The organism is Nitrospirillum goiasense, assembly GCF_034427435.1.
Lineage (GTDB): Bacteria > Pseudomonadota > Alphaproteobacteria > Azospirillales > Azospirillaceae > Nitrospirillum.
The window spans coordinates 1662522-1675090 of sequence record NZ_JAXQNP010000003.1; the positions used below are offsets into that span (position 1 = coordinate 1662522).

The window sequence follows — 12569 nt, forward strand, 5'->3', positions numbered from 1 at the left end:
GCTACCGCCCGACGATCCAGAACATGCGCCGCCGGCTGTAGCCGCGCCAGGTCGCCGGCAGCTTGGCCAGCGCCACCGCCTCCTCTTGCGCCAGGCGGGACAGCAGGCGGGTGCTGCGGGCCTTGGGGCCGGTGGCCTTGGTCAATTGCGCCACCAACTGGGCTGCCTGGCGGGCCAGGGCGGGGGTGGTCACGGCGGCGTGAAGGCGGGTCAGGGGGGCCAGCGGATCGGCGGCGGGGCGCTTGCCGGCGGCGGCCTTGGCGCCCGTCTTGGCGCCCTTGGGCTTGGCGGCGGTCACGGGGTAGAGGCCGCGGCAGACCTCCGCCGTTTCATACAGGCGCTGGGCCCGGCGGCGCAGGCGTTCCAGCGCGTCGGTGTCGGGTGGGGTCTTCTGCCCGGGGGCAACGGCCTTGGCGCCCGGCGAGGGCGGGGGCGGCAGGTCCAGGCGGGCCAGGGCCTTGGCCACCTTGTCCTGCAAATCGGCCAGCAGGCGGGGCGCCACCGTCCTCAGCGGCTGGTCCAGGGCGGGAGAGGCCCAGCCGCCACCCTCGATCCAGGCCGCGAGATCCAGCATCAGGGCGGTGTGGCTGGCGCCGCGCAGGTGCTTCATCACCCGGCGGCGGCCCTGGTTGGCGGCGTGGTCCAGCGCCAGCCGCTGGCGCTTGCTGAGGCCAGCCGCCCCTTTGCGGTCGGGCAGCAGGGCGGCGCGTTCGGCCAGGCGGTCCCAGGCGCGGGCGGTTTCCAACAGGGTGCGCAGCGGGATCAGGCGCCGGCGCAGGGCGTCCGCCATATCCGCGTGCGGGTTGGCCGTGGCTTTGCTCCAGGCCAGCCCGGCGGCGGGCGTCAGGCCAATGACCACACGCAGCAGGCGCAGCGCCGTGTCCAACCGCCGGCTGGCGGCCGCCATCTCGCGCAGGGCCTGGGGATCGCCGCTTTCCAGCAGCACGGTGGCGTTTTCCAGCAGGTGGCCCACCGCCTGGCGGGTGGCATGGCGGAAGCCCTCCGCCACCGTCGTCACGGGGGTCAGGGCGGCGGGATGGGCGGGGACGGCCGCCGCCGGCTTGCCCGTCAGTAGCCGCAGGCCCGCGTCCGCCTTGCTGCCCGTGGTCAGGCGCAACGGGGCGTGGTGGTGCAGGGCGGCGGCCACCTCGAACAAGGCCGCGACCCGCCCGCCCTTCAGTTCCAGTTCCACCTCGGCCACCGGCCAGGTCGTCTCATCGCTCGCGCCGGGGACGGACAGGCGCACCTCCCCCTGGTCCAGCGCCAATTCCACCGAGGTGCGGGGGTCGGGGTGCAGCAGCAGGGCGGTGCGGTGGATATCGGTGGCGAAGCGGGCGGCGACCTGCGCCCACTGCTCCTCGTTCAGCAGGCCCGCGATGGTGGCCGGCAGCAGGGTGCGGTCCGGTCCGTCCCCATCCGCCGGCAACTCCCATTCCCATTCCCGCCGGCCGGCGGCGGCGGCGGTGCCGGCGTCGGATGCCCAGGTCTTGACCGTCTGCACCCGCCGGCCGCCCTGCCGGCGGACGCGCAAGGCCAGGCCACGGGCGGCCAGCGCCAAATCCGGCGTGTCATAGTAGGTGGTGACCTGATGGCGGTGGACGGCGGGGCCGTCCGCCATGCGCGCCAGCAAGGGCAGCGCTTGCAGCCGCTCCAGCGCCGCCGGCGTCGTCGCCAGCTTCACCTCCACCTCGCGCACGGCCAGCGCGCGCTTGGGCCGGGAACCGGACGGGGGGGCGGGTGGTTGTGCCGGGTCTGGTTCAAGAGCGGCGGGGGGCATGGCAACGGAGGGCGTGGCAACGCCGCCCACCGCCTCGGCCGGGGCGTCGGGACCACTGGGTGGGGAGCCACTGGGTACGGGGGTGGGGCGGTCGGGGCCGTTCGTCATCCCGAATGGATAACCGAAGATGGCGGCTGCGTTAAGGTCGTGTTGCGGAATTACATCGATTCGGCGCAAACGGTAAAATTCTTTCCCCCAGGTTGCTTTGCGACGCACAGTTGCGATAGTCTCAGCACTCCGTTGCGTCACAATAAGTCGCCACCCCGATCCCGCCCCCGTAAGCCCTCCGCCCCGGCCCCTCATTTCGCCTGTGCGAGGTAGGATAATGACTCACTGTCATACCTAACACCGGTGGAATGCGGATCGGATGGACAGGCGGTCCGGCGCGACAGGGATGAGCAACCAAACTGGGCACCGAATCATCATGACGTCATCGCTGGCAGCGTCGCGGGCTGCTGAAAAGTCCGCGGAAAAGTCCCCCGACTCCGGACAGCGTCCGGGCGAGACTGCGCTCACCCAAACCGGGACTCCGGCGACGATGTCCAAACCCTCTTCCGCCAAAACCGCCTCCACTAAAACCGGCTCCGCGCCGGCGGCCACCGCCACCCCGGGGGTGGACGTCAAGGCGGCCGATGCCGCGACCCTGGCGACCTTGGCCAAGGCTGGCGCCCTGCTGGCCCGGCCGGTGGCCAAGTTCGCCGCCACGGGCGGGGCCGCCACGGATGCGGTCGGGCTGACGGCGGATCTGGTGGCGCGCCTCAGCCGCTATACCGAACTGGCGGATGCCGACCCCTTCGCCAACCCGGTGTCGCTGCTGGCGCTGGATGTCTCCCGCCGCCTGCACTCGGGTGAGTTGGATTTGGCGGCGGTGGAGCAGGCCATCCAGTACCTGGGGGCGGAGGGCTTCCTGGCCCGCGCCCGCCGCCTGGGCGCCTATCTGGGGGAGGCCGATCCCGCCGCGAACGCCGCCCGCATCCGCGCCCTGATCGATGGGCTGGCGGTGGGCGCGGACGGCAAGGCCGTGCCCTTCGACGCCTTCCGCGCCCAGGTGGAGAAGGAGATTTTCGGCATCGTCATCACCGCCCACCCGACGTTCAACCTGACGGGTGAGCTGATGGACGCCATGGCCAAGCTGGCCACCGGGCGGGACGCGGCGGGCGTGCCCCTGACCGCGGAGGCGCGCAAGGCCTTGATCGCCGCCGTCGCGGCGACGGAGCTGCGACCCGGTGAGCTGTCGCTGGTGGATGAGCACCGCCTGTCGCTGGCGGCCATCACCAACATCCAGGCGGCGCTGCGCACCGTCTACGACATCGTGCTGTCGGTGGCCCAGGACCGCTACCCCGACCAGTGGGCAGAGCTGACGCCGCGCCTGCTGACGGTGGCCAGTTGGGTGGGCTATGACCTGGACGGCCGGTCGGACATCCGCTGGTCCGACACGCTGCACAAGCGCCTGGTGGTGCAGGTGGGGCAACTCCGCCACTACCTGGCCGAGGTGCAGGCCATCCGCAAGGCGGCGCCGGTGCAGGAAGACCTGCGCAACACCCTGGACCTGCTGGAATCCCGTCTGGCCCTGGCCATCGCCCAGGTGACGGATGAGGTGGCCGCCTTCGGTAGGGAGACGACCACTCAGAAAGATATCGAGGCCATCGCCCAGCGCATGCACGAGGGCCTGCCCCTGCGCCTGGTGGAGGCCGCGCACGCCATCGAGCAGGTGGACCGCGCCATCCGTCTGGCGACGGCGGCCGGGACTGGCAAGGACCGCAAGGGCGACGACGTGGTGCGCCGTCTGGCCATCCTGAAGGCGGAACTGTCCAACTATGGCCTGGGCCAGGCGCACACCCATGTCCGCATCAACGCCACCCAGTTGCACAACGCGGTGCGCAAGACGGTGGGCATGGAAACGGCGCCGGACGACCCGCGCTATCGCCAGTCCTACCTGAACGCCATCACCGGCCTGCTGGATGAGGTGCGGCCCGTCCGCATCAATTTCGGCAGCATCATCGCCGAACGCACCTCGGCCAAGCGGCTGTTCATGGTCGTGGCCCAGATGCTGAAGTACGCCGACGCCTCGGTGCCCGTCCGCTTCCTCATCGCGGAGTCGGAATCGGCCTTCACCGTGCTGACGGCGCTCTACTACGCCCGTCTGTTCGGCGTGGCCGACAAGGTGGACATCAGTCCCCTGTTCGAGACGGAGCGGGCGCTGGAGGTGGGCAGCCGCGTCATCGAGCAGCTGCTGGACAACCCGCATTACCGCGATTACGTGAAGCGGCGCGGCCGCCTGTGCATCCAGACCGGCTTCTCCGACGCCGGCCGCTACCTGGGCCAGACGCCGGCCTCCGCCAGTATCGAGCGCCTGCGCCTGCGCATCGCCCGCCTGTTCACCCGCCACCGCCTGGACGGCGTGCAACTGGTGATCTTCGACACCCACGGCGAATCCATCGGCCGCGGCGCCCATCCGGCGGGCTTCCCGGAACGCCTGGGCTATGTCGCGGCCCCGGCCACGCTGTCATTCATGGCCCACCACAAGATCGCCTTCAAGCAGGAGGTCAGCTTCCAGGGCGGCGACGGCTATCTCTACTTCGTGACCCAGCCCGGCGCCCTGGCCGTCGTGACGCGCATTCTGGAACACATGCTGGGCGGCAAGCACACCACCCTGGACGATGACCCGTTCTATGGCGACGCCGACTACATCCGCGAATTCTTCACCACGGTGAAGCAGTTCCAGGTGTCGCTGGTGGAGGATCCGAACTATGGCGCCCTGCTGTCGGCCCTGGGCACCAACCTGCTCTATCCCTCCGGCAGCCGGGCCATCAAGCGCCAGCACGACGGCAACGCCGACGATGTGGACCAGAGCCGCGCCTCGCAGTTCCGCGCCATCCCGCACAACGCCATCCTGCAGCAGATGGGCCTGCCGGCGAATACCGTCAGCGGTGTGGGCGAGGCCATCGACAAGGATCCGGAACATTTCGCCGAGCTGTACCGGACCTCGCCCCGATTCCGGCAGCTGCTGGGCATGGTGGAATACGGTGTGGCCATCGCCAGCCCCGATGCGCTGAAGGCCTACATCGATACCCTGGACCCGGCCTTCTGGCTGCTGCGCGCCGCCCACACCGCCGACCCCGCCCGGGTGGAGGAGATGCGGCGCCTGGCGGCCATCCTGGAGGACAACCCGCTTCACAGCCGCCTGATCCGTATCTTCCGCAAGCTCTACCGCGACTTCGACGTGCTGGAGGAGGGGTTGGCCCGGGTGGAGCGTCATCCGGTGCCGGGGCAGGTGGCGCCGCCGGATGAGGCGCTGAGCAACGGCCTCTTGGTGCTGCACGCCCTGCGCATCGCCCTGATCCAGGAGGTGTTCCTGCGGGCGACGCACATCCCTCAGTTCTCCAGCCAGCACAACATCACCCACCGCCGGCTGATGGCGCGCCTGATGCAACTGGACGTGCCCTGGGCCCTGGACCTGTTGTCCCGCATCTTCCCCGTGGCGGAGACGGCGGGCGAGGGCGATTTCGGCGAAAGCGCCACCTACGTCAGCGACGACAGCCAGAACTATGGGCAGGAGAACGAGCGCATCTTCAAGCCCATCGCCAGCCTGTACGACCTGGTGCGCCGGGTCGGCAACGGCATCACCCAGCGCATCGGCTTCTTCGGCTGACACGCGCCGAGAGAGAGGCGCCTTCCCCGGCGGGGGGAGGGCGCCCTTTGCCTTTTTACGGAGGGTTCACAGCCCGGTGACGGCCGTGCGTTCTTCCATCAGTTCCGCCACGGTGCGGTCCAGCATGCGGCGGGCGAAGGCGTCCAGCTCCAGGCCCCGCACCCGCTCGATCCCGCCGTTCCGGCACAGCGCGGGCACGCCGCAAACCAGGCCCTGGGGCAGGCCGTAGTCCCCTTCCGACGCCAGGCCCATGGAAACCCAGCGGTCGCCGCTGCCGTGCACCCAGTCGCGCATGTGGTCGATGGCGGCGTTGGCGGCGGACGCCGCTGAGGACAGGCCGCGCGCCTCGATGATGGCGGTGCCCCGCTGGGCCACCGTGGGGATCAGGGTGTCGCGATACCAGGCGTCATCGCCGATCACATCGGGCAGGGGCCGCCCTTGGACCAGGGCGTGCTGCCAGTCGGCGAACATGGTGGGGGAGTGGTTGCCCCAGACCACCAGCCGCTCGATGGCCGTCACCGCCACCCCGGCCTTGGCCGCCAGTTGCGCCTGGGCGCGGTTGTGGTCCAGCCGGATCATGGAGGTGATGGCGTCATGCGGCAGATCCGGCGCGTGCTGGATGGCGATCCAGGCGTTGGTGTTGGCGGGGTTGCCCACCACCAGCACCTTGACCGTGCGCTTGGCCTGCTCGTTCAGGGCGCGGCCCTGCGTCTTGAAGATGGCGGCGTTGGCGGACAGAAGATCGCGCCGTTCCATGCCCTTGCCGCGCGGGCGGCTGCCGACCAGGAAGGCGGCGTCGATGTCGCGAAAGGCGACGGACGGGTCATCGCTGGCGTCCATGCCGCGCAGCAGGGGGAAGGCGCAGTCCTCCAACTCCATCATCACGCCGCGCAGGGCCGGCAGCGCCGGCGTGATTTCCAGCAGGGAGAGGTGGACGGGTTGGTCCGGGCCGAAGACATCGCCCTTGGCCAGGCGGAACAGCAGGGAGTAGGCGATTTGGCCGGCGGCGCCGGAAACGGCGACACGCAGGGGGCGGGTGATCATGATCGGTGTCCTTGATGCTGCGGGATGTGCTTGCCCACAAGGCTGCGCCCGATTGGACGATCACTCAAACAGAACGTATAGAACGGAATGATCTAATAATGGGATGATTTGCGCGCCCGGCGCAGCCTGCGCCGGGCGATGCGTGGATGGCCGCTCAGCTTTGGCCGGGCGGATTGTGGACCAGGACGCCGTACCAGCCCAGCCCCCGGTACGTCTCATACCCCGGGGTGCGGGCGAAGCCGATCAGCCGGCCGTGGCGGTCCATGTAGTGGCCCATGGGTTGGCCCTGGGTCACCAGGTGGAAGCTCTCCGTCAGTTCCCCCCGGCCGTCGCTGGCGGCGATGATGCGGCCGGCGGCGTCCAGCAACAGGCAGCGGGTGTTGGTCCGTTCCGACGTTTCCAGGCGGACACCGGTTACCACCGCGCGGGCCTGCGGCGCCCAGTCGAAGAAGATGCCCAGCGCGCCCAGCACCTCGCCATCCTGGGCGCCGTCACGGCGCACGGCCGTGGAATAGGTGGCGACGGTGCGATTCTCCAACACCGGGTTGGGGCTGACATCCTCCACCGCGAAGTCACCGCCGTCGCGGGTGCGCAGGGCGTCGATGAACCAGGCCTCGTTGGCGACGTTGGCGCCGATGGCATGGGGGAAGCGGTCGGGGCGCCCAGTGGCGATGACGCGGCCGTTGCGGTCGGCCACCCACAGGTCGAGATAGACGGTGTAGCTTTGCAGGATGACGTTCAGCCGCTCGCTGGCATGGCGGGCCGCCTCGTGCGACGGGTTCTGCAGGCCCGCGACCACGGCGCTGTCGGTGGCCCACCAGCGCACGTCGCAGGAACGCTCATAGAGGTTGCGGTCGATGATGTCGATGCTGTTCAGTGCCAGGTCGGCCAGGCGCTGGCCGCGGAAGCGGGTCATCAAATCCTCGCCGACCGTGGTCATGCGGTCGACCAGTTGGCCGATCTCGCTACGCAGTTCGCCCGCCACGACGCTGACGCGTTGGGAGATGGAATTGACCTCGTTGGCCACCACGGCGAAACCCCGGCCGGCGTCGCCGGCACGGCCGGCCTCGATCAGGGCGTTGAAGGCCAGCATCTTGGTGGTCCGGTTGATGTCCTCGATCACCGAGACCTTCTGGCTGGCCACGTCCAGAACGTTCTTCGTCAGGTCGATCAGGCTGTTGTCCATCGGCTCCCCCACTCTCTTGATTAGCTTTTGTGCGGCGCAACAATTACGTCACGTCATGACGCTATCGCAAAAGGCGTGCCGACCCGTCGCCGCGATGCAGCGTCGTTAATAAGTCGTTAAGAAATATAGGGAATGGGGGTGTCTCTCACGTCAGGGGTGCTGCCGTGTCCCTAACCCAAAGGACAGGGGTGGCGAAAATCAGGGCAAATGGCTGCTCAGTCGGTGTGCAACCAATAGGCGGTGATCGGAAGTGAAATCGGTTTCGTTTTCGTCCTTGCGTCGCGGAGATCCAGATGCTGCCGAAAGCCTGGAATAGCTTGCTGTTACTTACTTTTTTGATGAACTTTCCGGATTTGAAATGAAGGTGGTTTAGTCTTCATGCGCGCCGCATGATGGTATTAATTATACAACCGCAAGATGGGATGGCGCCTTCAGCCCGGGCCCACCCCGCGCGGGGTGGCGAATTCGGCCAGATGGCCCCGGCCGGGAGCCAGATCGGCCCATCGGTCCAGGGCGAACTCCAGCCGCGCCAGCCCGCCGGTCGGGTATTTTTCCATGATGCGGGTGCGAAGGGCGGGGTCCGCCTCGGCCCCCGCCAGTGACAACGCCAGCTCCTCCAGACCCGGATTGTGACCGATCAGCAGGACGGTGGCGGTCGGGTCGGGCAGGGCCCGCAGCCGGTCGGCCAGCGCCGGGGCCGACGCCATGTAAAACGCCCGGTCCACACACAGGGGCGGCGGCTCCCGCCACAGGGGAAGCAGGCCGGCCAGGGTCGCCCGCGTGCGGACGGCGGTGGAGCAGAGGATCAGGTCGGGCCGGGGTGTTCCACCCTTGCGGTGCCGGAAATAGTCGGCCATGGTCGCAAGCGCGCGCTCCCCCCGTGCCGACAAGGGACGCTCATGATCGGGGACGCTGTCGTCGTCCCAGGAGGATTTCATATGCCGCAGCAGGAAAAGGGTTTTCACGAGACATCCCCCAGGGTGGACCGGCTGCCCGCGCCCGCTGTCGACCTGGCGACCCCTGAGGCGGACAAGAACACGACCGGCACGGAAGCGAAATCAACGGGATCGGCGGCACCGGAACCAGAAACGGTAACGTTGGCTGTTTATGATGAACGACCCGATACCCATGCTGCGAATGAGGCGACCATGTCCACGGCGGTGGAAACCCCGACCCGCGAAGTTGATCCGGCCCCCTTCGATATGACGTCGCCGGATCGGTTCATCAATCGCGAACTGTCGTGGCTGGCCTTCAACCAGCGCGTCTTGGAAGAGGCGTACAACGCCCACCACCCGCTGCTGGAGCGGCTGCGCTTCCTGTCCATTTCCGCCAGCAACCTGGATGAGTTCTATACCGTCCGCGTCGCGGCGCTGAAGGCGCAGGTGACCGCCGGGGTGGCCACCCCGTCCGACGACAACCTGACGCCGGCGCAGCAGTTGGCGGCCATCAACGCCCGCGCCGCGGAACTGATGCGTGAACAGCAGGCCTGCTGGCTGATGATGCGCGCCGACCTGGCCAAGGCCGGCATCGCCGCCATCGATCCCACCGAGCTGACGCCGTCCGAAACAGATTGGCTGGAAGCGAAGTTCCTGGACGACATCTTCCCGGTGCTGACGCCCATCGCCGTCGACCCGGCCCATCCCTTCCCCTTCATCGCCAATTCCGGTTTCTCGCTGGCGGTCCAGCTGTTCGACCCGGCGCGCAACATCCACCTGGACGCCCTGGTGCTGCTGCCGGCGCAGCTGGATCGCTTCGTGCGCCTGCCGGGCAGCGACGTGCGCTTCATCCTGCTGGAAGAGCTGGTGCTGCTGTTCATTGACCGGCTGTTCCCGCCCTTCACCCTGAAGGGCCACGGCTTCTTCCGCGTGCTGCGCGACAGCGACATCGAAATCGAGGAAGAGTCGGAAGACCTGGTCCGCACCTTCGAAAGCGCCCTGAAGCGCCGCCGCCGGGGCAGCGTCATCCAGTTGTGCGTCAACGCCGGCATGTCGCGCGACCTGCGCGACTTCCTGGCGGGCCAGCTGCATGTGCCCACCGACGACGTCTTCGTCCTGGACGGCCTGATCGGCCTGGCCGAGACCAAGCAGCTGATCATCGATGAGCGGCCGGATCTGCTGTTCCAGCCCTACAACGCCCGCTTCCCGGAGCGCATCCGCGATTTCGGCGGTGATTGCTTCGCCGCCATCCGCCACAAGGACATCATCGTCCACCACCCGTTCGAGAGCTTCGACGTGGTGGTGCAGTTCCTGCGCCAGGCGGCGCAGGACCCGTCCGTCCTGGCCATCAAGCAGACGCTGTACCGCACCTCCAAGAACTCCCCCATCGTCGCCGCCCTGATCGAGGCGGCGGAGGCGGGGAAGAGCGTCACCGCCATGGTGGAGCTGAAGGCCCGCTTCGATGAAGAGGCCAACATCCGCTGGGCCCGCGACCTGGAACGGGCGGGCGTGCAGGTGGTTTATGGTTTCGTCGACCTGAAGACCCACGCCAAGGTGTCGCTGGTGGTGCGACGGGAACAGAAGGGCCTGCGCTCCTACGTTCATTTCGGCACCGGCAACTACCACCCCATCACCGCCAAGATTTACACCGACCTCAGCTTCTTCACCTGCGATCCGGCGCTGGTGCATGACGCGGCCCACATGTTCAACTACATGACCGGCTACGCCACGCCCAAGGCGTTGGAGAAGATCGCCATCGCCCCCATCGGCCTGCGCGACCGGCTGGTCAGCCTGATCGACGCCGAGATCGCCCACGCCCGCGCCGGCCGCCCGGCGCAGATCTGGGTGAAGCTGAACTCCCTGGTCGACGCCCGCATCATCGACAAGCTGTACGAGGCGTCGCAGCAGGGCGTCAGCATCGACATGATCATCCGCGGCATCTGCTGCCTGCGCCCGGGGGTCAAGGGCCTGTCGGAAAACATCCGGGTGAAGAGCATCGTCGGCCGCTACCTGGAGCATGGCCGTGTGGTCTGCTTCGGCAATGGCGTGGGCCTGCCGCACCCCGGCGCCAAGGTCTTCATCTCCTCCGCCGACTGGATGCCGCGTAACCTGGACCGTCGCATCGAAACGCTGGTGCCCATCGAGACGCCGTCCTGCCATCGCCAGGTGATGGATCAAATCATGGTCGCGAACCTGAAGGACGAGGCGCAAAGCTGGCAGCTGAGCCCCGATGGCGAGTATCATCGGGTGGAAGCTCCGCTGGGCGCCTTCAACGCCCATACGTTCTTCATGACCAACCCCAGCCTGTCGGGGCGGGGCAGCAGCGCGGTGACCGATCCCAAGGGGCCGGCCAAGCTGTTGCTGAAGGCGGCCGCCAAGGCCGCCAAACGCGCCGACTGAACCGCTTTGCCTTGAGCCCGCGCCGGATACCCATGCCCGTAAAGTTCGACCGACCCGCCCCAGAACGCCATGTTGGCTCCGACCGGTTGGCGGTCATCGACATCGGTTCCAACTCCATGCGGGTGGTGGTGTACGATCGCCTGGAGCGCTCGCCCATCGCCATCTTCAATGAGAAGATCATGTGCGGGCTGGGCCGGTCGGTGGAAAAGACGGGTAAGTTGCACCCTGAGGGCGTGAAGCTGGCCTTGGCCAACTTGGCCCGCTTCCGCCGCCTGATCGAGGGCATGCAGGTCGGCCGGGTGGACATCCTGGCCACCGCCGCCGTGCGCGACGCCAAGGACGGCGCCAAGTTCGTGGCGGATGTGGAGGCCTTGACCGGCGTGCCCGTCACCGTGCTGGCGGGGGAGGAGGAGGCGCGGCTATCCGCCATGGGGGTGCTGTCCGGCACGCCTGGTGCCGATGGCCTGATGGGTGACCTGGGCGGCGGCAGCCTGGAACTGGTGACCCTGGACAAGGGCGTCATCGGTCGCCAGGCCACCTTGCCGCTGGGCCCCCTGCGCCTGATCGAGGCGGTGGACGGCAAGCCGGGGTCGGCCGCCAAGCTGATCGATGCCCAACTGGCCAAGCTGCCCTGGGCCCTGGAAGGCCGGGGGCGCGACTTCCACCCTGTGGGGGGCGGCTGGCGCGCCTTGGCCAAGATGCATATGGAGCAGATCGGCCACCCGCTGCACATCATCCACCATTACGTGGTCGACGCCCGGGTGATGGCCGATTTCGCCGGCCTGGTCGGGCGCCAGAGCCGCGCGTCGTTGGAAAAGATGCCGGGCGTTTCCCGCCGCCGGCTGGAGACGCTGCCCATGGCGGCGCTGGTCATGGAGCGCCTGCTGCGCGCCGTCCAGCCCTCCAACGTGGTTTTCTCCGCCTACGGCTTGCGGGAAGGGTTCCTGTTCGACCAGTTGTCGGCGGAGGAGCGCCGGCGCGATCCGTTGATTGACAGCTGCACCCAGGTGGCGGAGCGCCTGGGCCGCTTCGGCGAGGCCGCGACGCTGACGCAGTGGACGTCCCCCCTGTTCGCGGGTGAGGACGAGGCCGCCGCCCGGCTGCGCACGGCGGCTTGCCTGTTGTCCGACCTGGGATGGTCGGAGCACCCGGACTATCGGGCGGAGCATGCCTACCTGCGGGTGCTGCGCATGCCCTTCGCCGGGGCCGATCATGCGGAGCGGGCCTTCCTGGCGCTGGCCTCCTTCGTGCGGTACGCGGGTACGGCCGATGGCCAGCCCCTGGGGCTGACCCGGACCCTGCTGTCGGAGGCGCAGCTCAGCCGCGCCGTGATCGTGGGCCTGGCTCTGCGGCTGGCCCACACCTTGACCGGCGGCGCCGCCACCCTGCTGCAGCGGACGGCCCTGCGGCTGACGCCGGATACCTTGACCCTGCTGCTGCCGCGGGATGCCGCCATGCTGGACGGTGATGCCGTGCAGCGGCGCCTGGATGCGCTCGCCAAGACCTTGGGCCGCAAGGGCACGGTGGTGGTCCAGCAGGCCCCGACGCTGGCCGACACCGGCGCGTGAGGTCTGG

The 12569-nt window shown here is 68.6% G+C and carries 7 protein-coding genes; 3 read left to right on the forward strand and 4 right to left on the reverse strand.

Annotation, left to right across the window (positions count from 1 at the left end; genetic code table 11):
- Position 1 precedes the first annotated feature (1 nt).
- A complete protein-coding gene (locus ULB03_RS21585) occupies positions 2–1885 on the reverse strand; it encodes a CYTH and CHAD domain-containing protein (RefSeq protein WP_322485127.1) in 1884 nt (627 codons plus the stop codon).
- 430 nt (positions 1886–2315) lie between these two features.
- On the opposite strand from ULB03_RS21585, the gene ULB03_RS21590 reads away from it, so the two are divergent.
- A complete protein-coding gene (locus ULB03_RS21590) occupies positions 2316–5429 on the forward strand; it encodes a phosphoenolpyruvate carboxylase (protein WP_322485128.1) in 3114 nt (1037 codons plus the stop codon).
- A gap of 66 nt (positions 5430–5495) precedes the next feature.
- On the opposite strand, the gene ULB03_RS21595 is transcribed toward ULB03_RS21590, so the two are convergent.
- The 3 genes from ULB03_RS21595 to ULB03_RS21605 all read right to left on the reverse strand — a co-directional run bounded on the left by ULB03_RS21595 (position 5496) and on the right by ULB03_RS21605 (position 8624).
- Entirely contained in the window at positions 5496–6473 is a 978-nt protein-coding gene (locus tag ULB03_RS21595; RefSeq protein WP_322485129.1) for a malate dehydrogenase, read from the reverse strand.
- A gap of 154 nt (positions 6474–6627) precedes the next feature.
- Positions 6628–7659: a methyl-accepting chemotaxis protein gene (locus ULB03_RS21600; protein ID WP_322485130.1), complete on the reverse strand. Its 1032-nt coding sequence runs from the start codon at positions 7657–7659 to the stop codon at positions 6628–6630.
- 431 nt (positions 7660–8090) lie between these two features.
- The gene (locus tag ULB03_RS21605) at positions 8091–8624 is read right to left on the reverse strand and encodes a SixA phosphatase family protein (RefSeq protein ID WP_322485131.1); all 534 of its coding nucleotides are present in this window, start codon (positions 8622–8624) and stop codon (positions 8091–8093) included.
- Between the two features lie 183 nt (positions 8625–8807).
- Between ULB03_RS21605 and ULB03_RS21610 the strand changes: the two genes are divergently transcribed.
- Both ULB03_RS21610 and ULB03_RS21615 read left to right on the forward strand, forming a co-directional pair.
- Positions 8808–10994 (forward strand): RNA degradosome polyphosphate kinase, encoded by a 2187-nt coding sequence (locus ULB03_RS21610; RefSeq protein WP_322485132.1) that lies wholly within the window; start codon positions 8808–8810, stop codon positions 10992–10994.
- Between the two features lie 32 nt (positions 10995–11026).
- Entirely contained in the window at positions 11027–12562 is a 1536-nt protein-coding gene (locus ULB03_RS21615) for a Ppx/GppA family phosphatase (protein WP_322485133.1), read from the forward strand.
- The last annotated feature ends 7 nt before the right edge of the window (positions 12563–12569 follow it).